The following is a 22,175-nucleotide window of genomic DNA, read 5'->3' as shown; positions in this document are numbered from 1 at the left end:
GGGCCACATGGGGGTGAAGATCGCGCGGGCGCTGGGCGCGCACGTCGTCGTGTTCAGCCAGTCCGACAGGAAGCGGAAGGACGCGCTCCGGCTGGGGGCGCATGAGCTGGTGGTGTCGTCGAACCCGGAGGAGATGGCCGCGCAGGCAGGCAGGTTCGACCTCATCCTGGACACCGTCTCCGCGGTCCATGACGTCAATGCCTACCTGGGACTGTTGAAGCGCGACGGGCACCTGTCCGTCGTGGGCGTGCCTGAGCGGCCGCTGGAGGTCTCCGTCCTCCCGCTCCTCATCAAGCGCCTGGGCTTCTCCGGCTCCTCCATCGGGGGGCTGCCGGAGACGCAGGAGATGCTCGACTTCTGCGGCGAGCACGGCATCGTCTCCGACATCGAGTTGATTCCCATCCAGGACATCAACCATGCCTTCGAGCGATTGCGCCGGGGCGACGTGAAGTACCGCTTCGTCATCGACCTGAAGAGCCTCCGGTAGCGCGGGCAGGCTCCAGGCGCGCGGAATCAATTCGGAAGCTTTCCTACATACTGCATCCTGATTCCGTCTGTTTCGCGCGAACGCGGCGGCGCCCATCCTTGCTGGCATCACGCAGGGAACCACTTCCAGGAGCCACGCCCCATGATTCCCGTTCGAGGTTACGCAGCACAGGACGCCCGCTCGCCCCTCACCCCATTCCAGTTCGAGCGCCGCGAGCCCGGCCCGCGCGACGTGCAGCTTGAAATCCTCTACTGCGGCGTCTGCCACACGGACCTGCACATGGCCCACAACGACTGGGGCGTCTCACCCTACCCCCTGGTGCCGGGACACGAAATCGTGGGCCGCGTGGTTCGCGTGGGCCGCGACGTGACGAAGCTCAAGACAGGGGACCTGGCAGGGGTCGGCACCATGGTGGACTCCTGCCGCACCTGTGAGGACTGCAAGGACGGCCTGGAGCAGTACTGCAAGGTCAGCGGCGTCCTGACGTACGGCGGCCGGGAGAAGGACGGGAAGACGGTCACCCAGGGCGGCTATTCGGAGACCGTCGTGGTGGACGAGCACTTCGTCCTGAAGGTCCCCGCGAACCTGGACCCGGCGGCCGTCGCGCCGCTCTTGTGCGCGGGCATCACCACGTACTCACCGCTGCGCCACTGGAAGGTGGGCCCCGGGATGCGCGTGGGCGTGGTGGGGCTGGGCGGACTGGGCCACATGGGGGTGAAGTTCGCGCGGGCCCTGGGCGCGCACGTCGTGGTGTTCAGCCACACCGACCGCAAGAAGCAGGATGCGTTCCGGCTGGGCGCGCACGAGGTGGTGGTGTCCTCGAAGCCAGAGGAGATGGCCGCCCAGGTGGGCAAGCTGGACTTCATCCTGGACACCGTCTCCGCGAACCATGACGTCAACGCCTACCTGGAGCTGTTGAGGCGCGACGGACACCTGGTGCTGGTGGGTTTCCCGGCCAGGCCCCTGGAGGTCACCGCCGTCTCGCTCCTGTCCCGGCGCGCGAGCTTCTCCGGCTCCGGTTCGGGCGGACTGCCGGAGACGCAGGCGATGCTCGACTTCTGCGGCGAGCACGGCATCGTCTCCGACATTGAGCTGATTCCCATCCAGGACATCAACGACGCCTTCGAGCGACTGCACCGGGGCGACGTGAAGTACCGCTTCGTCATCGACATGAAGAGCCTGACGTAGCGCGGGCTCGTCAGCCCCACCTCACGCCTGCGGGTGCACCTGGGGCCGGGCCTGTCCACGCAGCTTCACCACCTGGTACGTGGCGCCTGAGAGAAACGCCACCAGCAGGGCCGCCAGCGCCGACTGCACCAGCGGGGACTGCGGGCTGTCCGCGAGGGGCTGGCTCGCGGGCAGGCGGGTCAGCGTCTCATTGATGCCCGGCACCAGCAGCACCATGAAGCTGGCGGAGTAGGTCAGCATCCGCACGTAGGTCGTGGCGCGTCCGTCCCCCGGCTTGGGAGCGAACGCCCCCACCGCCATCAACAGCAGCGCGAGCAGGCCCAGCCCATGGCCCGGGTTGAAGCCGCCCGTGCTGGAGAGCCCGAAGGACGTCACCACCGACGTCACCATGCTGACGACGTAGGCCTTGCCCAGGCGGTTCGCGGGATCGATGCGCCCGTCGCGCAGGAAGGCCCAGACGCCGAAGACGATGGGGGGCAGGCTGACCACGGTGTGGAGGATGCCAAGCAGGGACATGGGGTTCGCCATGGGAGGACTCCGGACAGCAATGGGATTGGAAATCAGGCCAGCAGGTATTCGCGAATCATCACGCGGGCGCGGTGCAGGCGGCTCTTCACCGCGGGCACGTCCAGCTCCAGGCGCTCGCCAATCTCGCGGATGGACAGCTCTTCGAAGTCACGCAGCAACACGACCTGCACGTAGTGCGGAGGCAGCGACTCCAGCGCCGCCGCCAGGTCCATCCGCAGCGAGTCCGGCGTGTGCGCGGCCATCCACTGGTCGACGAGCGCCTCTTCGTACGGGTCCTGCTTGAAGGCCACGCGGCCCAGCCGGCGGCACTCGCGCTGCACCACCTTGAACATCCACCCGGAGAACGAGGCCAGCTTCCGGACCGCGCCCAGGTGACGCGCCATCACGAGCAGCGCTTCCTGGACCGCGTCGTCCACGTCGCTGATGAGGCAGCGCTGCTGCGCGTACCGCCGGAGGTTCGGTTGATAGACCTGGAGCAGCCGGGCCAGCGCGTCCAGGTCCCCGGCATGGGCCGCGACCAGCATCGCGTTGGGGGGTGTGGGCGAATCCATGGCGCGCCTTCGAACCTCGTGCGGTGGGGAAAATCCCCTTCGCAGGATAAGAGGCAGCCAGCGGGCGAATGGATTCGCGGCCCTGATTCTTTTTTCCGGCCCCTGGGCGCCAGGACACCCAACCCCTGGGAACCCCAGGGGTTTTCCCCACCCTGGCCCCGGCGTCTTCAGCGCCAGAGGTTGGTGCGCGCCAGCTCCAGCACCTCATTGGTGCGGCCGTTGAGCAGCGCCTTCACGCCGAACAGCGTGAAACCCGCGGCCATGGAGGCGGTGATCTTCGGGGGCATCACCAGCTCCGCCTTGCTGACGACGGCGTCCACCAGCACCGGCCCGGGCGTCGCGAGCGCCTGCTGCACCGCCGCGTCCACGTCCCCCGGGTCCTCCACGCGCAGGCCCTTGATGCCCACGGCCTCCGCCAGCTGCGCGAAGTTGGGATTGCGCAGGGCGGTGCCCACGTCGAGCATGCCGCCCACCTGCTGCTCCATCGCCACGAAGCCCAGGGAGCTGTTGTTGAAGACCACGACCTTGATGGGCAGCCCCAGTTGCACGAGGCTGATGAAGTCCCCCATCAACATCGTGAAGCCGCCGTCTCCGGAGAAGGAGATGACCTGCCGGTCCGGGAAGGCCTTCTGCACGCCAATGGCCTGCGCCAGCGCGCTGGCCATGGAGCCGTGGTTGAACGAGCCCACCAGCCGTCGCTGGCCCTTCATCGTCGCGTAGCGCGCGGCCCACACCGTGGGCAGGCCCACGTCACAGGTGAAGATGGCGCTGTCGGACGCCTGGAGGTCGAACGCGCGGGCCACCTGCGGCGGGTGGAGGGGCTTCTTGCCCACCGTGCCCCGGCCCAGCCCGTCCAATTCCTCGCGCGTCTTGCGGTAGTGCGCCAGCGCGCGCTCCAGGTGCTTCGTGTCCTTCTTCGTTTCGATGCGGGGCAGCAGCGCCTGGACCGTGGCGGCCACGCTGCCCACCACGCCCAGGTCCACCCGCGTGCGCTTGCCGATGTTCTCCGCGCGCAGGTCCACCTGGATGATGTGGGTGTCCGCCGTGTCCGGATAGAACTGCCGGTAGGGGAAGTCCGTGCCCAGCATCAGGAGCACGTCGCAGTCGATCATCGCCCAGTAACCGGACGCGTAGCCGATGAGGCCCGTGAGGCCCACGAAGTGCGGGTTGTCCTTCTCCACGTGCTCCTTGCCCCGGAGCGCGGAGACCACCGGCGCCTGGAGCTTGCGCGCCAGCTCCACCACCTGCGCTCCCGCGCCCTCGCAGCCCGCGCCACACAGCAGCGTCACGCGCGCGCCGCTGTTGAGCAGCGAGGCCATCTGCTGCACCTGCTCCGCGGAAGGGGTCACCTGGGACGGGGACATCGACAGGGATTCCGGCGTGGGCGCCCGAGCGTCCTCCGCCTTCTGGAGCGCGACGTCCCCGGGCAGCACCACCACGGACACGCCCCGCTTGCCCACGGCGTTGCGGATGGCGATCTCCGACGTGCGTTGCATCTGGTTGGCCGCGGAGACGAGCTCGCAGTAGTGGCTGCACTCGCGGAAGAGCGACTCCGGATGCGTCTCCTGGAAGTAGCCGGTGCCCAGCTCCGAGGACGGAATCTGCGCCGCGATGGCCAGCACCGGCACCCGGCTGCGGTGACAGTCATAGAGGCCGTTGATGAGGTGCAGGTTGCCGGGGCCACAGCTTCCGGCGCACACGGCGAGCTGCCCGGTCAGGTGCGCCTCCGCGCCCGCCGCGAAGGCCGCGGCCTCCTCGTTGCGCATGGAGACCCATTCGATGTCACCGCGCTTGCGCAGGGCTTCGGTGAGGGCGTTCAGGCTGTCGCCCACCACCCCGTAGATGCGCTTCACCCCCGCGAGCGCCAGCACTTCCGCGAACTGGTCCGCCACCGTCTTCTTCATGGTCCACACCTCGCCAGGGCCCGGTCACCGCACGGCGAAGAAGATGTGCACCCTTCCCATACCCGGCGACCGGGCTGGCGGGCGTTGCCAACGCAAGGCTGGCTGCCCGCCCGGTCCGCTCAGGCCGCGCGGCTCAGGGGAAGCCGCTGAGGACAATCTTTCCCACGGTGCGGCCGGTCTCCACGGCCGCGTGCGCGCGCCGCAGGTTGGCGGCGGTGATGGGGCCGAAGTCCTGCACCATGGTGGTCTTGAGCGTGCCCGCGTCCACCAGGTCCGCCACGCTGTCGAGCAGCCGCTGCTGGGCGAGCGGATCCGCGTTGAAGAGCGCGCGGGTGAACATGAGCTCCCAGTGGAGCGCCAGGCTCTTGCGCTTCATCGCGGACACGTCGAGCGGCGACTGGGGGTCGTCGATGATGCCCAGTTGTCCGAAGGGCGCCATCGCCTCCACGAGCTGCGCGAAGTGCTGCTCCGTCGCGGTCAGGGCCAGGACGTAGCGGACGCCCTCCGGCGCCAGCGCCAGGACCTGCTTCGCCAGGGGCTGCCGGTGGTCCACCACATGGTGCGCGCCCTGCCCGGTGCACCACGCCACGGTCTCCGGACGCGACGCAGTGGCGATGACGGTGAGGTTCGTCAACTGACGGGCAAGCTGGGTGGCCAGGGAGCCCACGCCGCCCGCGCCGCCCACGATGAGCAGCGCATCCTTCGGGGCACCCTTGTCCCGGGACACGCCCAGCCGCTCGAACAGCAGCTCCCAGGCGGTGATGGAGGTGAGGGGCAGCGCGGCGGCCTGCGCGAACGACAGGCTCCTGGGCTTGCGTCCGACGATGCGCGCATCGACGACGTGCAGCTCGGAGTTGGTGCCCGGCCGGGCGATGGAGCCTGCGTAGTAGACCTCGTCCCCGGGACGGAAGCGCTTCACGTCGGCGCCCACGGCCTCGACGACGCCGGCGGCGTCCCAGCCGAGCACGCGCGGCTCGGTCTCCACCTTCGCCTTGGGGGCACGTACCTTGGTGTCCACGGGGTTGACGGACACCGCGTGCACGCGCACGAGCAGGTCGCCGGGGCCGGGCGTGGGCGTGGGCAGCGCCACGTCGACGAGGGCCTCGGGATGGTCGCTGGGGAGGTACTTGTAGAGGGCAACGGCTCGCATGGGATTCTCCTTGCGTGCCAACATCGTCCTGAAGGTGGATGCGGACAAGTACGCACTATTTCGGCCAATAGGCACGAAAAGGGAACCATGGCCCGGCACAAGACCTACGAGTGCTCCGCGGGATGCCCCGTGTCAGCGACGCTCGATTTGATTGGCGGCAAGTGGAAGGGGCTCATCCTCTACCACCTGCTGGACGGCACGCTGCGCTTCGGGGAGCTGCGCAAGCACATCCCGGACGTGACGCAGCGGATGCTGACCCAGCACCTGCGCGAGTTGGAGGCGAGCGGGCTCGTGCACCGGCAGGTGTACGCGGAAGTCCCGCCGCGCGTGGAGTACAGCCTCACCGCGCAGGGTCAGACGCTGCGCGAGGTCATCCTCACCCTGAAGCACTGGGGTGAGGCGTATCTGGGGCAGAAGAACCGCAAGCGGACGCTGACCGCCGTGGCCCGCTGACGCTCGCCTCACGGACCATGCAACACCCCTTCCCGCAGCAAGCAAATCCTGGGCAGGTGCGAAGCCATTCATCGCTGCGTCACGGCCAAAGGCTTCCATCTGGCAAAAGTGTCCAGGATTTTTCGAAACCATTGGTGATTGACGTCTCCGCACCATTTTTCTTGCATGCGATCAGCAGGAACCCTCCTTCATTGGGGGGCAGGCCCGCCAGTTCGAGTGCACGCACAAGAGTTTTTTCAGCATCCGCACCGTTGACGAATGCCTCCTGACAAGCCATGGGTGCGACCGCATGCACCCGATACAGCCACCGGATCTCGTGATTTTCCAATCTCATCCTCATCAAGAAGAACAACGCGAACACCAGCGAGACACTGGCGACGACGCGTGACCAGCCGCGCATCTGAAAATACATGGCAACAACAGCCAACACCACGGCGATGGCTACTGCATAGCAGTCGAGATTCAATAGATGCCGGAAGCCTCCTGGCAAGGGGATGAGCAGCCCTCCCCCCGCCAGAATCATGAGCAGCGTCACAACCGGTACTGCGCGCCATCCGAACCAGCGCACCAGCATTTCCTTTCATCGAGACCGCACGGCTTCACTGCCCTGTCCATGACTCCACTGGCATGGTCCATTGTGGCTCCGCCGTCATATTGGTGCCAGTGGGGCCCTTGTTTACCTTGGACAAGGCATCTGCCTCGACTTCGTCGGCCGGAATGAATTGGTAGTTGGGAGCCCGCTCAGACGAGGTCGCTCCAAGGTTGCCAAGAAACATCTCCATCTGCTCCGCCAGCGACTTCTCCGACGTTGGATCGAAGTATGCCGCCCCGAACTGGGCACCATACAGGTCACTGGGAAGATCTTCGTACGAATACCGAGACGGAATTCCATTCCTTCTGTAATTATCCGTCTCCTCCTGCAGCTTTCCTAGGTCAATCGTTCTCTGAATCGCACGCGGAACCGCATTCGGCGCGCTCTTCCTCTCCTCCTTATGCTCATAAGCCAATCCTGCATAAAAAACGAAATGATTCATATCAATCCAACCCCCGTGCTCCGTATAAACATATCGATTCACGAAGTCCTGGGTGAACCCCGTATTCCTGGGGCTGACATTTCCCATGGATGTAACTCTTATCATCGACAAATTCACCAGACGAGCCTCAGCGGCCTCTCCAACCTCACGTCCTTTATTTGTCTCGAACTCCGCTCGAAAGCCCGCAGCAGTTCCCGCTTGGTTCCGGACCGGTTCGCGACCATCCGGGTCCCAGTAGATCGTCGGATTCTGACGGACGTACTGATAAGGGTGGAGATCCCAGGGCTGCGCGAGGAACTTTGGATCCGGACTCTTCATCGGAGGATCCGGGGTCAGCCAGAGCGCCAGCTCCGGGGCCATCCACCGCGCACCGTGGTCACTCCAGCCCGTGTGGGGGTCCGTCAGATTGTTGAGTGCGTTGAGCGGCTCCTCCCCATGGTCCACCGTCCCCACCGCGCTACCGCCTCCCACGAACTCCCGGTACGCATCGACAGGCGCTCCGAAGGACTCATAGCGTCGCTCTTCCTGCACGCTGCCATCCGCCCGGGTGATGAGCACCGGCCCCGGACTCACGCCTCCCTGGAAGTAGAGCGTTCCTGTCGCGGTCCACACCGCTTGCCGCCGAATGGCGAGGCTCGACGCTCGAACGCCCGACTCACACCCCAGGCCCAACACCGCCACGGCCAGCACGCCCGCCGTCAGTCGCTGCCAGCGTGAACGGGAGGAAGACCGCGACAGGGCCACCGAGGCCATCAGCACCAGCGTCCCCAGCAGCAGTCCTCCAAGCCCACGTCCCACGACCTGATCCAGTTCCGCCTCCCTCGGCCATCCCACGCCAGGCAACCCCGCGAGCTGTCCCCCCGCCGTCGCCTCGTAGGCGATCCGCACAACGGTGCGCTCTCCCGAAGAAAGGTATCGCTCCCGGATACCATTGGGTCGCTGCGTGACCTGGGGTGAGAACCAGTACTGCGTCTCCCCCGTCGGGCTCTCCGTCCGCACGCGCAGGCCGGTATACCCATACGCATGCTCCACGACCTGGGAGGCGCCCCCCCCGGTCCCGGGGAGCGTCACCGTCGCGAGCTGATCCAGGCCGTTGTACGTCATCAAGCGTCCCCCCTGACGTACCTGCCGGCCCGCAGCGTCGTAGTCCATCAGGGTGTCGCCCGAGGCCGCGACGACGCGGGTGAGCTGCCGGGGTCCGAAGCCACGTTCCCCGAAGTGGAACGTCCCCGTGAGGATGCCCAGCGCAGCGGGCCCACTGGCGTTGCGACCCACCATGTTCTGCAATCCGTCGTATTCGTACCCGAACAGGTACGAACCGGCCCCCTGCCCCAGCGTACCGCCCGGATCGGGCACCGCCCCCAGGATGGCATCCGTCAGACGCGCCGCCGTGTCGTAGCTGAAGACCGCCGAGTGGTTCAGTCCCCGCCCATCCGTGTCCGTCACCGTCAGCGGTGCGGCATACGCGTTGCGCGTCAGCGTCACGTCATACAGCGAGATTCCCAGCGCATTCACCGTCTGCATCCGGGAGGCGAAGCCCAGGACATCCCGCTCGTAGAGCTGGCGTACACCGTTTCCGTATTGCTCTTCGAGCACCCGGCCCGCGGCGTCCATCTGGAGCGCCTGCCAATACGTCCCAATCCCCATGGCACGCCCGGCTGCGTCGTAAGACCTGGGGATGACCATACCATCCACCTTCGACTCCAGCAGGAGTCCCGAGGGGCTGTAGGTCGCCTCCTCCATGGACGTCTCACCGTCGATGACACGCTGCTGGAACACCGTGCGCCCGAAGGCATCGTAGCGCAGGTGCGCCGCGCCGTAAGGCTCCTCCACCCAGGCCAGTCGGCCAGCCACACCGCCCAGCGCCGAGCCATCCTGGTTCACGTCGTAGTGATAGACAAAGGCGGTGCCATCCTCCGCCTGCGTACGGGTGAGCCGTCCCGCTTCGTCATAAAAATACTGACGCGTCTGGTTCGCTCCGTTCGTGTGGTGCGTGGGCCGGTCATGGTCGTCGTAACGCAAGGCGCGCACGCCCACGTCCGGGTCAGTGGCCGCCACCATGCGGCCCAGGGTGTCATAGGTGAAGGAGTGCGTGACGGCTCCGCCCTGGAGGCCCAGCGTCCGGAGGCGTCCCGCAGCATCATGGACCGCGTCGACCGACTCCAGCACCGTCCCCACCTGGCGCTGCGTGCGGAGGATGCGCGACAGGCCGTCCATCCGGGTGATGACGGGCGCCAGCTCCGAGTCGCTCTGGGTCGCTTCGAATGCCTTGTAGGCCAGCGTCCGGAGGCCCCCATTCGGCATCTGCTGACTCACCAGCCGTCCCAGTGCATCGTGGGCCATCATCTGTCCCAGGAGGCCCACCGGACGCGTGCCGGGCAAGGAACCATCCGCGTAGAAGGCATCCCCCACGAACGAAACCTGCCCTCGGGCGTCACGCTCCTGCCAACCGGACACCGTCCAGCGCAGCGGCGAAAGGCGGGTCGCGGAGTACAGCGCCTCACCCGCTCCGTTCGCTATAGCAACCGTTTCGCGCCAGGCGCCTCCCGCGACCCACCCTCCCATCCAGCTCCCAGGGAGTGCTTCAAGGTCCCCATCAAAGACATATGTGAACGTGCGTGGCCGGGGCGGCGTCCAGTCATAGGCATAGCGGACATGCGGCGGTGCGCCCGCCACGGCCATCGACGTGAGTCGCCCCAGGCTGTCGTAGCCCAGCTCGGTTTTCACACCTTCTGGCGCCGTCACGCTCGTGGCCTTGCCCAGCACATCGTCCCACTCACTCGTCCAGGACAAGGTGTATCCCGTGGAAGGAGAGAGCGACTCCAATACCGGCCGCAGGTGGTTCGCGTCGTAGCCAAGCGTCCGCCAGACGCCCTTGGTGAAAATGTGGGTCGGATTGTCCCAGGCGTCGTACTCCCGGGCCTCCTGAAGCACCCAGCGTGGCGAGTGCGCATCCTCCAGCCAGCCCTGGGCTTCCCGCACCAAGCGTCCCACGCGGCAGTCCGCCACGTCCGTCCAGGAGAAGACCTGGGTGGCATCACCATAGAAGGTGCGCGCATGGGAAAGCAGGGTGCCATCCAACTCCCGAACCTTCTCTTCGCACACTGCATCCTGCACCCACAGCATCGCGTCGCTCGCGTACGCCCGCTGCACACGCTTTTCGTCTCCGAGGAGATCAAGCCGCCCGGAGTGGACCTCCTCCACGGGCCGCACCCGCGTGTCGTAGGTATACGCCGTGAGGGTCTCGATGGGCGTGGAGACCCCTTCGTGATTCCACGTTCGGACCGCCAGCGTGGCATTACGCCGCAGCAGGGGAACGTCCGGCAGCCCTTCCACGGCCCTGGCCTCATGGACGGAGGCGACGCGGGTGAAGAGCGTCCCCACCCCATTCTCGGTGCGCACCTCCAGGGGCACCCCGCGCAGGACCCGGTCGTTGCCCAGGCCCGCATGGTGGCGAGTCGTCTCGACGAGCGTCTCCGCCGCCGTCGCCCCGAGGCTTCGACGAATGCTCGTGAGAAATCCTCCGAAGCGGTGCTCCACCGCATCCCAGAAGCCATCTCGCACCAGGTACTCGGTGCTCCGCGCGGGCTCGTCCATCCCCGGCTGCACCGTCAGCGACACCGGCACCGGCACCGACACGGGCAGCTTGCTCGTCCAGGGCTGACCCGCAGCGTCCGCCGCGACCGACAGGACCGCCGACGCCGAGTACGACAGCGACAGCGTCTTGCCCAGGCCATTGTCCACGCCCACCAACATGCCCGCCGAGGTCGGGCCCGCCAGGTCCAGGACCCAGAGCCCCTCCTGCGACGACCACACGACGTCCTCGCTGCCGTTGCCATTGACATCCGAGATGGCGACCACCGAGTCGTAGCTGGCGCTGCCAGGCCTCGGGACGTAGCGCGGCGTGGGCTGGACGCCTCCTCCAGCCTTGCCAACGTACCAGTACACATGACTGGCCGACAGCCGCACCACATCCATGAGGCCGTCCCGGTTGAGGTCGCACAGCCGGATGTCCGCCAGGGGGAAGGCGCCCGTTCCCCAGGGGTGGTTGAAGCTTCCGGCCAGGACGAAGGTCCCATCCCCCTTGCCCAGGTACACCCGTATCAACGCGTCGGTGAGCTGCACCACGTCGGCGAGCCCGTCACCATTCACATCATGGAAGCGCTCGTTGGGCCCGGGAACCAGCGTCGAAGTCCCCCCACCAATGAAGGGACGCGTGAGCCACGCTCCAAAGCCTGAAGCGCTGTTGAGCTTGACCCAGATGCCATTCGTCACGCTCCGGATGACATCGGTCCGGCCGTCTCCGTTGAGGTCCGCGTAGAAGTAGTTCGAGTCCAGCACTGGAAGGGTGTTGCTCCCGGGCCACGCGCTTCCTATGTCGACCCAGGCATTGCCATTCAGCCGGTAGGGACGCCAGGCGCTGCTCAGGTAGCGGACGAGTTCGGGCCGCGCGTCGCCGTCCACATCCATCACCCTGACGGCGGAGAGCGATGCCGCGGGTCCCGTCATCGTGACGGAGGCCCCGAAGGAACCTCCCAGCCCCTTCTTGTAGGCATGGCTTCCTGACTCCGTGCGAACCAGGTCGCTCATGCCGTCCCCATCCACATCCATGAGGCTGACGCCCCGGGTGTTGAGGATCCAGCCATCCACCCCGGTCTGCTTCACGACCCGCTCCGCCAGCGGCTGGGCATAGGTGAAGCCCAGGGCTGGAAAGGCCCCGACGCCTCCTCGACCGGTCATCTGGACTTGAGACAGTCGGCTGAGCGCGAAGGCGTTGTCGTAGGATAGGAGGTAGCTTCGAAGATTCTCGGCGAAAGCGTGGACCCGGACCTCCTTCAGCCGCTTCGCGGTGCTGACCAGGAAACCCGTCCGGTAGCTGGTGACGGTGTCCGGCCGCGTTTCATACAGGAACTGAACCTGGAAGGCGTCCGCAGGGCCCCAGCGCATCGTCATGGGATAGACCTGCCCACCGTCATTCAGATAGGTCAGCGCGATCCGATGTCCCGCCGGATGCAGCACCTCTTCCGCGAACCAAGCCGCGATGGCCCCCGTTCCCGCAACCTCCATCCGCGCATCCGCCGTCGTCCCCAGGCGATAGCGGACGCCGCCATTTTCGGTCACGAGGAATCCCGAACCGCTCTGCTCGACCTTCACCTGCTGGCCGCTCCCCTCCAGCCGCCAGGTTCCATCGGCCAAAGGCACCAGCCGTCCGCCTCCGGAGATGCCCACGAGCTCCAACTCGTCTGCGGCCATGTAGGACGGAACACCCGGACGCAGGGAGCGCCGGATGGACATGACCGGCAACGTCCAACCCACGCCCACGGAACCATTCCCCAGCTCACCCGAATAGGTGAGGGCCAGCGCGGGCGCGAAGCCCCCGATGCCCTGGGGCAACTCCAAAGGAACGCTGTACAGGACCTGGGCACTGAAGCCATCGACGGAGACGTCGTCGCCAAGGCCACGGACGGAGCCCGGCCCATCCGGCAACCGGAGCGTCTGCGCGGACACGGCCCCAGGGGCAGGCTCGGAAGCAGCCCAGGCAGGACGCGCGAGAACACATGCAAGCAAAACCACCATGAGGCGATTCATCAGGCCACCCATTCAGGCTTCAGACATGGAAAGGGGCGCCTGCCATGATTCCCAGGCGCCCCATGGACTTCGTGACTCAGCGACCCGTCACACCCATCACATCGAGCAGGACACGATGCCCGTCGGCCCGGCTTCGCAGCTCGACGCGTCGGTTTCCTGCCTTGAGACTTCTTCGCCGGCCTTCAAGGATCCCGGCTCGGGGGCGTTCGAAACGGACTCCACCTCGAAGGCGAGCATCACGTCCTCCACCGCCGACACCGGGAAGCCATTCGCCAGCAGTCCCGCTTCGGGGAGGACGACCATGTAGTCGCCAAAGAAGCCACGCCCCGCCAGCTCATCTGAACAACCGCTCTGGGTGTTGCACGGCAACGACGTCCAGCTTCCCGCAGGCTCGTTGAGTCGGGACTGGATGCTCGCTACCGACCAGGCATTCGTCCCTGCGGCGGTCACCAGGGGCGGCTGCCCCGACAGGTCCACGGTGGGGCTATGAACCCGCACTTGGTACCTCGAACCATCCCCAAGCCCCAGACTGCCGCACCAGCGACTCTGGAAGGTGTTCCGCTTGTAAAGCAACAACTGGGCGCCTTGTGCCTGCGGCCAATTCACGATGTTCCCGACCATGTTGGCCCGGACCGACCAGAGTCGTTCGGCGCAGCGGTGCGCCAGCCCATTTGGCACCGGCATGCTGAACTGGATTCCCTGCCCCAGGTAGTGCCCTTGTCGGTCGAACACCGCGTGCTGCGGGGCGGAGATCCTCCGTGCGAACCGCTCCCCCCGGGTAAAGGCCCGCTCGCCTTCAGGTGCGTTTTCATGAGACGCCAGCTTCAGGACTTCATCGCGCAAGCTGATGAAGACGGTGTCTTCTCCCGGCGACCGGTTGCCTACCTTCGCGACGAACTTCATCGCCAGGAGGGTGTTGTACGTCGACCTCAATTGCGCGGGCCTCGTCGCATCCAGCGCGGCCTGACGCTCGACCAAGCTGCGCTGCATCTCGTACTCCAAGGAAAGGGCCAGCAGGTACGTCAGCCTGCGAGCCCATTCGAAGGACTCGTTCGCTTCGGAGATGTGCTCATCCAGCCAGTAATGATGCGCCACGGACGCGACGGTCCGTCCCTTCTCGCGTTGCACCACCGCTAGGCCGGTGGCCGCGCTCTGCTGAACCTGAGCCGTCATGTTCCGGAGCTTCAAGAGCGACAGCTCCACGTCCGTCACCGCCCGGTCCACCTGGAGCGCGGCGGTCTTGATGCCCTCCATGCTCAACCGCGCGTCAGCCAGACACTGAGTCACCGCGAGGCCGAGGTTCAGCACATCCACCCGCCCCTGGAATTCCAGGTCCGTGAGGAAGATCTCCTGCTGCAACTGGACGGAGTCATCCGCCGCATCCGCCCCGAACAATCCAACGACAAACCCGACACCTGCACCAATCGCGGCGCCAACGGGTCCGGCAGCAGCACCCAACTGCGCACCTTGTTCCGCCAGGCCAAGGGAGCGATCGAGGCTGTTGAAGCCCGCGCCGATCCGGTCCGCCGTCTCTTTGGCACCCGAGAGTCTTATCATCTCTGCGTCGCGCGCCGCCCGAAGCGCGGTCCTCTGCCCCTGGCTGACGACGAGGGTCGTACACTTGCCCGATGCGATGTCGTAGCGGTCCTGGGCATCCGCCCAGGCAGCCCTGGCGACCTGGAGACTCTGCGCCGCGGCGGTGATGCCCAGGCGCGCGGTCCCCAACTCACCGCGATAGCAGGTATTGCTCAAGCCCTTTCCGAGATCCACGGGAGAAGGCAGCGGATGGTCTCCCCCCCATGCCATGCGGCAGAGCTGCTGGCTGTTCGCGATCGCCGTGGTAGGAACGCGGTCCAGAGTGAAAGGGGGTTGATAGAGATACTTCGTTTCGAATTGCTTTCCGTTCGCGGAGACGAAGCCATTGGAGACCGTCGCGGTCGTCCAGGACGCAATCACATTGGAGAATGGCGAAGGGAGCGTGATCAACCCTTGCGCCTGCAGCTCGTACCACAGGCACATCGACGAACGGGCCTGTTCCTGGGTCACAGCCGGCACCAGCGTCGAGATGCTCACATCGCACTCGGGCGTCTGCTTCGCGACGTAGCAGGACTCCGGCGTGAGCGCGTTCGGCTGGGTCGGGTCGAACAGCGCCAGCGCGTCCTTTGCCTCGACGTCCAGGCCGCATGCCTGCACCAGGGGTTGCCCGTACTCGGCCTGGAGTCGCTCCACCCGGCGCGCGGCATCCTGGGTGCTAAGGGTCTGCTGGATGCCACTGACCCGCTGCTGCTCCCAGGCCGTACGCGCGGCCGCGACGTTCGCCTCCGCACTGAGCAGTGCGCTCTCCGCGTAGGTCTTGATGTAGTCCGAGCTGGCGAAGAACCGCTCGGAATCGCCCGTGACGCTCCTGAAGAGGAGCGGCGCCTCGTTCTCCGGGATCTCCGTGGACTGACAAGCCAGCATCGCCTGCAGCGTGCGCTGGGCGCGATTCCGGGTCGCCTCAAGCTCTGCGCGCGCCTGCTTGAAACGCGCCTCGACTCCAGAAGCCATCTGGGTATTTCCCTCGCAGTACGCGCTCACCATTTGCCGCTGCTGCAGGCCCGCGGTGGATTCGATGGACAACGCCTGACGCAGGGTCCGCCCGAAACGCTCCACGACCAGGGCACGCGGGGATCCCGGCGTGACGACTCCACATGACGTGGTTCGCGCCACGCGCTCCAGTTCCGCATTGAGCAGTTCCAGGTGGGCCGTGACGCCTTCCAGCGCGGCGGTAGGCAAGCCAATTCCCTGCTCATGATGCGGCAGGTTTCCAGACGGGGGCAGCCGTTCACCCGCCCTGTTGAGATAGGACGAGAAACTCCTGCCCGCCGCGACGCGGAGCTCCGCGTCGCTCAGAGCATGGTCGAACAACACGATGCCCGCCGTGGACTGCGGGACATCCCCCACGAGTGGCGGCTCGTCCTCAATGAAGGGAGCTGAATAATCCGTCGGCAGATAGTAGCCGTTTGACGACGACTCGATGGGACCATTCGCATGGTTCGCATCGAAGAATTGATACTGCCCCGCCTTCCGCCGGGCGACGATGGGAGCATCACTGAGGCGGCCGAACATGAAGGGCAGCTCGTAGGACGCGAAGTGCCGCTGCCCACCCGATGTGTGCTCGACGATCAATGCCTCATCGGGACCTGACATGTACTCGGCGGCATACTTGTACACATAGAACTTGTGCGCGAGGTCCCCGTTCACACCCTCGCCAAAGCCGAGGATGGGATAATAGCCGAGCCCGCAGCGGGAAGGATGCTGGGGGCACAAGGCGGGGTTCGCCGCGCAGTTCTCGGCCGTGTATCTGCTACAGGAGTCCTGCTTGGAGGGGTCCGGGTACCACATGAACGTCAGATCCGAACCCTGGGGCATGAGCCACCAATTGAAGTATCGCGTCTGGAGGAGGTCGCCACCCGTCAGCGTCCAGACATCCACGGGATTCGACGGAAGTCGATAGTCGGGATTCTTGAACTCGCAGGCCCCATCGATCCCAAAGTCACCTCCGACGAAGGGCATGAAGGAGGAGAGGAACAGCTCCCACCCACGCTCGAACTGGTCCAGTGAGTTGGCCAGCGTCGGCAGTTGCACTTCGGCGTTGTCGCCCAGATAGTCATACGATTTTCGCTGCAGGGCCGTCTGGCTGGCCACGAACGCGTGCGCACCGATCCACTGTTGCATCAGGTACCAGCGCAGGCGGTCGCGCGAGGTCTGCTTCGTGGACCCCAGCAGAGCAAGCGCGTCGAAGGTCCGTGCCACACTGAAGCACTGAGCGGGATTCTGGAGTCGCTGTTGGAAGAAGGAACGAACTCCCGCAGGCTGCGTCCCCTGCGGCAGGACCTGCAGGTCACTGGCGCAGGCCTGGAGCATCTGCCGGCTCTCCAGGACAGGTGCACCTGGAATCACCGCGCGCAGGTCCCGCTGGGTATTGAGCCTGGCGAAGTAGGTCGGCCTTCCCGTGGAACAGGCAAGTTCGCCCGAATAGTTCAGCACGGTCGACGTGAAGGTGGCCACGGGGTCCTGGCCTTCGCCCGGATCGCACAGAACGCCCTGGGCAAGCTTGTCACCCTGCATGCCAAAGTCCCCGGGCGCGCTGGCGAGTTGCTGAGCGCCAGAGTCATTCCAGGCCTTGAACTGCTCGTGGATGAGCGTGTTTCGCGGCGAGGCGTTGTTTCCCAGCGAGGTCCAGACGGTCCCAGGAGCACAGACCTGCAATCCAGCTTCGCAGACGGTTCCACCCGAGCATGCGGGCAGCGAAGTGCCGCACGCGACAACCGCATCACGGGTCCGCGACAGCGCGTACTCCAGGGAAAGATACTCAGAGCCGTTCTTGAGAAAGTTGATGTTGAAACGCCCCGAGAGGCTTCGCGCTCCCGCTGGCAACCCCGAGAAGGTCTTGTTGCCAATCACCGCCGTAAGGGCATCGACCGTCGCCCGGTCACCCGCGGCGGTGGTGGACGGCAGCCAGCTGAACTCGACGAAGTTCTGGTTCCGCTCCACACGCAGCTTGCCCGTGGGAGACAGGATTCGACTCTCGTCATAGAGCAGCAGGAAGTCGTTGTTCACCCACGCCTGCACGGGAACCGTCAGCTTCGTCTCGGGGGCTCCCTGCGCCGAGTACGGCAGGGTGGCGAATTGCGTGCGGATGGTGACGTTTCCCTGGAAGGGGACGGCGTTACCGACAGGAAGCGGCGGAAGGGTGTCGCGCCCGGCGGAGACACGCGAGCGGCGTGGCGCGAGCCCCTCTCCGTCGAACAGGATGCTCCAGGTCGCCTGGGTGCTCCCTGAGAGCGGGCGTACCCAGACCCGCTTCGTTGCCTGGAAACGAGTTCCCTTGGCCTGGAAGGTCCACCCACTCAGCGAGCACTCGCTGGTGTAGGGGCCTGCGTTGGACGAGCAGGAAATGCCCATCTCCGGGCCCGCCATCACACGCACCGTGAGGTTCGACGCCGCGGTGCCCTCGGTGGTCGTCCCCACCGACAAGGAGACATCAATGCCCTGGTGTCCCCAGACCGTCGCGGGCGCGACCGGGGGCGTGAAGATCAGACTCAGGGGCTCGAGCGCCAGGGTGGGTCGGACATCGTTCGTGGACGGCTCCCCACTCGTGACCGAGCAGCGACCATCACAGCCGCAGCTCGTCCCAGCCGTGGAACAGGCATTGGCTCCTGTCCCATTCTCCAGACACTGCCAGTCACACTTCAGAGTGCTCTGGCTGCAGAAGGAGCCCCATGGGCAATCTTCATCAAAGCTACAAGAGCGTGGCCCCGTCGTCTTCAGGGCCAGCAGCGTCGGCTCGTCGCGACTGCAGACCTCGTCGAGACGCTGCCGGACCACCCCCTCCACGCGGGGTGCTTCTTCCCGCGAGTCAATGGGGCTGCATGAGACGGCCAGTAGAAGGCCCAGGACACTTCCAGTAAGTATTAAGAATTTCATCATGTTGGCAATGACTGCCGCTTTCCTGCGTGCGGTTGCGCAAGTGCAATACGCCTATGTACGAATTCCCTGACACCTTCCCGAAGAAACCACGCTGCCAAATACCGCTTGCTTTCTCCGATTTGGCTTCCCAGGACGCAGGCCCCTTGGGACACACGGCAAGTGCCCCGCTGCCGCGCAGGTACTCAAGACGGGTGACCCATCGACCATTCGCCGCATGCAGAAGAACCGATGGGTGGTACGTGTCCTCGGGATGGACGGTCAGGCCCGCTGCAAAGACCGGACCCGCGCCTCTCCCATCCTTCGCGGCGAGCCCCATATGGCGTCGTCGTGATGCTGAATGACAGTCCACCGCGCGGGTGCGGATAGGCGGAAGGACTGGGCATCCGCCAGGCTGGACGGGCGTCTCTCCGCGCGGACTCGGTGGCCGAGGTAAAGCTGGAGACGCGAGATTGGTGCATCGACAGGTGTATGTCGAAGTTCCTCCTTGCCCAGAGTACAGCCATGCCGCACAAGGACAGATGCGTCATGGGTCTGTCCCCGCCTGAAGCACTGGCGAGCGTATGGCGAATGGCACGGTGAACGAATAGGCGCCCAGCCCCAGGAAGGTGGTCTTCACCGTCGTGGTCCCAGGTACGTCTTGTCGTCCTCGCCCAGGATGGCGGGCAGACAACTGGGGCTGCGGTAGAAGTCCACGGTGAAGGTGGACGAGGGCGTGCTGCTCATCGTCCCTGGATCAGCATGGTCGTGACTAGATTGACGACGGCGTTGATGTCCGGCGTGTTCTGCAGGGTGTTGGGCCGCGTGTCCGGATCCATCAGGTCGTTGGCCGTGGTGCCGTTATTGCCCAGGTCGATGCCACGACCGACGTTCTGGTTGCTGGAGTTGCCTCGCACCGTATTGCGCAGTGACGTCGCCCCGCCGACGACGACGACGACCCCGGGCACGGCGTTGTAGGCGATGCGGTTGGCCTGCCCGGCGGCCACGCCGCCACCCGTGTGTCCGATGTGCCCTCGATGAACACCCCGCTGCCCGCGTTGCCCAGCGGCAGGGTCCCCGCCGGATTCGTGCCGATGCTGTTCCCATACACCGTCGCGAAGCCCGCTCCGCCTTCCAGGTACACGCCATGCGACCCGTTGCCAGCAATCACATTGCCGGCCCCCGTCACGACGCCGCCGATGACGGTCAGCGGACTCCCGACGAGGTGGATGCCCGCATCCGCATTGCCCATCGGCGTGGTACCCAACGCGGTCGTCCCGATGAAGTTGCCGAGGATGCGATTGCCGCTCGCTCCGGCAGTCACCGCGATGCCATCCCCCGTGTTGCCGGAAATGACATTCCGGGCGCCGGCCGTCACACCGCCAATGGTGTTATTGGATGAGCTGACGATAATCCCTACCCCATTGCCCTGGGTGAGGACACCGGTGGTGTCGGTGCCGATGTAGCACCCCTGCACGGTGTTGCCTCCGGAGCCCACCAGGAGCACGTTCACGGAGAACCGGTTGAGGGTGAGGCCCTGGAGGGTGTTGCCCGACGATACGAACCGGAAGGCAGAGCTGTCGGAGACGACGCCATTCAGTTCGACGAGGGGAACGCCCACGGAGCCCGGCTGCGTCGTCCCGTCGATGTTGAACGTGTCGGTGACCGTGGGCAGCGCGGAGAGCACGACGAGGGTCTGGACGCCGGCCCCCGGGATGTTGAAGGCGATGGTGTCCGCGCCCGCCGCCGCGTTCGCCGACGTGATGGCGGCCCGGAGCGAACCCGCCCCCGAATCCGCCGTGTTCGTCACGGTGAAGGTTGCCGCCAGAAGCGGACCCGGTCCGAGCAGCGCCAGCGTGATGCTCGACAGGGCCAGGGTTTGTGAGTTTCGACATGGTGAATAACTCCTTGCCTGGACATGCAACGGCACTATTTTTCGCGTGCCGCGACTTTGAGGCGTGTTTCAGGTAACGGGGCGACCACCGGGCGACGTCAGTCGTTTTCTGACAATCATTGAGCAACCCGCGAATCCCTGGCATTAAAGACAGGACAGGACCTGTCCGGCGACGGTGTGGCAAGGGGGAAGGACCATGTCGGATTCCATCGCCAGGGAAGGCGGTCCGCCTCCGGAAGCGGTGACGCGCGCGGTGGAGCGTTTCGCGCGCACGGACCCCAGCCGGAGGGAAACGCAGGTGGTGCACTTCGCCGCACGCGGGCTCGCGACGAAGGCCATCGCGAACGAGCTGGGCATTGGCTACAAGACGGGGTCGCAATACTGGGTCCGCGCCTGCCAGAAGACCCGGTATTCGGGACACGCGGAGCTGCCGTCGGCGCTGCTACACCATGCGCTGGAGGCCACGGCGCCCCCTCCGACGCCCCGCCCTCCCGTCGTTGATGGCGGTGCCCTACCCGGCCGCGCGCACCATCTGGAGCACCAGCACGAAGTGGAAGCCCGCGCCCACGATGGTCAGCGCGTGGAAGACCTCGTGGTAGCCGAAGACGCCGGGGATGGGGTTGGGGCGCTTGAAGGCATACGCCAGCGCGCCCGTCGTGTACGCGATGCCTCCTGCGATGATGAGCCCACCGCCACCGGCGCCCAGCGAGCGGAAGACGTCACCGAAGTACGGCATCATGATCCACCCCACCGCGACCGCCAGCGCCGCCGTGATGAACTTCGGCGCGCCCACCCAGAAGAGCGATTGCAGGATGCCGATGAGGGCCCCGACGTAGATGTAGAGCATCAGCCGGTTGCCCAGCTCCTCCGGAAGCCCCAGCATCGCCACCGGGGTGTACGTGCCCGCGATGAGCAGGAAGATGGCCGCGTGGTCCATCCGCCGCATCCACGCCCGGCCCCTCGGGGCCCAGTTCACGCGGTGGTAGGTCGCGCTGATGGTGAACAGCCCCACCAGGCTCAACGAATACAGCGCCGTGGCCAGCGCGGTGCGCTGAGTGGGCGACAGCGCCACCAGCACCACCCCCGCGCCCACCGAGAACGCCGCCGCCCACTGGTGCAGCACACCCCGCAGCTTCGGCTTCTCCAACGCCAGCACCGCCGTGGTCATGAACACACCCAGCAGGGCGCGATATCCTGGAAGACGAAGCACTTCATGATGGTGACGACTCCTCGTCTTCCCTACGGAATGGTAGGTTTCGAGGAGGTAAGTTACGTGCGGGTAGGTTCGAGGTCAACTTGAAGAAGAAGCAACGGCTGACGGGCGCGGAGCGCCGCGTGCAGTTGATGGAGGTCGGGCGGTCGGTCTTCGCCTCGAAGGGCTACGAGGCCACTTCGATTGAAGAGGTCGCCCAGCAGGCGGGCGTCTCCAAGCCCATCGTCTACGAGCACTTCGGCGCGAAGGAGGGGCTGTACGCGGCCATCGTGGACAGGGAGATGGAGGACCTGGTGGCGCGCGTGTCTGCGCGCATCTCCCAGGGCACGCCCCGCGAGCGCTTCGAGGGGGCCGTGCTGGCGTTCATGGGCTACGTGAAGGAGGAGCCCGCGGGCTTCGCGGTGCTGACGCGCGACTCCCCCACGGCGTTGGCGCGGCGCGGGCTGACGCGCGTCATCGACGACCTGGCGCAGCGCGTGGGGGACGTCTTCCGCAGCGAGTTCGAGCGCGCGGGCTACTCCTCCAAGGTCGCGCCCATCTACGCCAACGCGCTCGTGGGCATGGTGACGCAGGTGGGGCACTGGTGGGCGGCGGAGGGCAAGGCGTTCTCCACGGAGAACGTGGCCCGCCACGTCGCGGCGCTCGGATGGATGGGATTGCGGCACCTGCCCAAGGACCCCAGCGCGCCCGGCGTGAAGCGCGAGCCGAAGCGGAAGGCTTGAGGGCACGTCGCCGG

At 66.0% G+C, this 22,175-nt stretch carries 13 protein-coding genes; 4 read left to right on the top strand and 9 right to left on the bottom strand.

What is annotated here, in order from left to right; genetic code table 11:
* On the top strand, nucleotides 1–487 hold a 487-nt coding region (locus D7Y13_RS05530; protein ID WP_147452423.1), incomplete at its 5' end, for a zinc-binding dehydrogenase.
* A gap of 141 nt (nucleotides 488–628) precedes the next feature.
* Nucleotides 629–1,675, top strand: coding sequence for an NAD(P)-dependent alcohol dehydrogenase (locus D7Y13_RS05525; RefSeq protein WP_120534146.1), 1,047 nt, complete (start codon nucleotides 629–631; stop codon nucleotides 1,673–1,675).
* Nucleotides 1,676–1,696: 21 nt separating this feature from the next.
* On the opposite strand, the gene D7Y13_RS05520 is transcribed toward D7Y13_RS05525, so the two are convergent.
* The 4 genes from D7Y13_RS05520 to D7Y13_RS05505 form a co-directional block, all read right to left on the bottom strand.
* Nucleotides 1,697–2,203, bottom strand: a complete 507-nt coding sequence (locus D7Y13_RS05520) for a hypothetical protein (protein WP_120534145.1) — start codon at nucleotides 2,201–2,203, stop codon at nucleotides 1,697–1,699.
* 32 nt (nucleotides 2,204–2,235) lie between these two features.
* Nucleotides 2,236–2,754, bottom strand: a complete 519-nt coding sequence (locus D7Y13_RS05515; RefSeq protein ID WP_199732726.1) for an RNA polymerase sigma factor — start codon at nucleotides 2,752–2,754, stop codon at nucleotides 2,236–2,238.
* Nucleotides 2,755–2,921: 167 nt separating this feature from the next.
* Nucleotides 2,922–4,658 (bottom strand): ubiquinone-dependent pyruvate dehydrogenase, encoded by a 1,737-nt coding sequence (gene poxB, locus D7Y13_RS05510; protein ID WP_120583096.1) that lies wholly within the window; start codon nucleotides 4,656–4,658, stop codon nucleotides 2,922–2,924.
* Nucleotides 4,659–4,791: 133 nt separating this feature from the next.
* The gene (locus D7Y13_RS05505; RefSeq protein ID WP_120583097.1) at nucleotides 4,792–5,808 is read right to left on the bottom strand and encodes a zinc-binding alcohol dehydrogenase family protein; all 1,017 of its coding nucleotides are present in this window, start codon (nucleotides 5,806–5,808) and stop codon (nucleotides 4,792–4,794) included.
* Nucleotides 5,809–5,895: 87 nt separating this feature from the next.
* On the opposite strand from D7Y13_RS05505, the gene D7Y13_RS05500 reads away from it, so the two are divergent.
* Nucleotides 5,896–6,261 carry a winged helix-turn-helix transcriptional regulator gene (locus D7Y13_RS05500; RefSeq protein WP_120583098.1) on the top strand — a complete coding sequence of 122 codons (366 nt, stop codon included), beginning with the start codon at nucleotides 5,896–5,898 and terminating at the stop codon, nucleotides 6,259–6,261.
* 79 nt (nucleotides 6,262–6,340) lie between these two features.
* Here D7Y13_RS05500 and D7Y13_RS45115 read toward each other — a convergent pair whose 3' ends face one another.
* From D7Y13_RS45115 to trhA, 5 genes are all read right to left on the bottom strand, one after another.
* Complete coding sequence (locus D7Y13_RS45115; RefSeq protein ID WP_147444261.1) at nucleotides 6,341–6,835, bottom strand: hypothetical protein; 495 nt, start codon at nucleotides 6,833–6,835, stop codon at nucleotides 6,341–6,343.
* A 25-nt stretch (nucleotides 6,836–6,860) separates the two neighbouring features.
* Nucleotides 6,861–12,803 carry an FG-GAP-like repeat-containing protein gene (locus D7Y13_RS05495; protein ID WP_158620331.1) on the bottom strand — a complete coding sequence of 1,981 codons (5,943 nt, stop codon included), beginning with the start codon at nucleotides 12,801–12,803 and terminating at the stop codon, nucleotides 6,861–6,863.
* Nucleotides 12,804–12,980: 177 nt separating this feature from the next.
* Complete coding sequence (locus tag D7Y13_RS05490; RefSeq protein WP_147444262.1) at nucleotides 12,981–18,263, bottom strand: hypothetical protein; 5,283 nt, start codon at nucleotides 18,261–18,263, stop codon at nucleotides 12,981–12,983.
* 907 nt (nucleotides 18,264–19,170) lie between these two features.
* A complete protein-coding gene (locus tag D7Y13_RS05485) occupies nucleotides 19,171–20,262 on the bottom strand; it encodes a NosD domain-containing protein (protein WP_120583101.1) in 1,092 nt (363 codons plus the stop codon).
* A gap of 475 nt (nucleotides 20,263–20,737) precedes the next feature.
* Entirely contained in the window at nucleotides 20,738–21,394 is a 657-nt protein-coding gene (gene trhA, locus D7Y13_RS05480; protein ID WP_120583115.1) for a PAQR family membrane homeostasis protein TrhA, read from the bottom strand.
* Between the two features lie 128 nt (nucleotides 21,395–21,522).
* Here trhA and D7Y13_RS05475 point away from each other — a divergent pair, with 128 nt between their 5' ends.
* Nucleotides 21,523–22,161 (top strand): TetR/AcrR family transcriptional regulator, encoded by a 639-nt coding sequence (locus D7Y13_RS05475; protein ID WP_233595430.1) that lies wholly within the window; start codon nucleotides 21,523–21,525, stop codon nucleotides 22,159–22,161.
* Nucleotides 22,162–22,175 lie beyond the last annotated feature (14 nt).

The organism is Corallococcus praedator (assembly GCF_003612125.1).
Taxonomy (GTDB): domain Bacteria; phylum Myxococcota; class Myxococcia; order Myxococcales; family Myxococcaceae; genus Corallococcus; species Corallococcus praedator.
The sequence above is the reverse complement of the archived record's forward strand: the minus strand, read 5'-3'. Positions and strand labels throughout refer to the sequence as shown.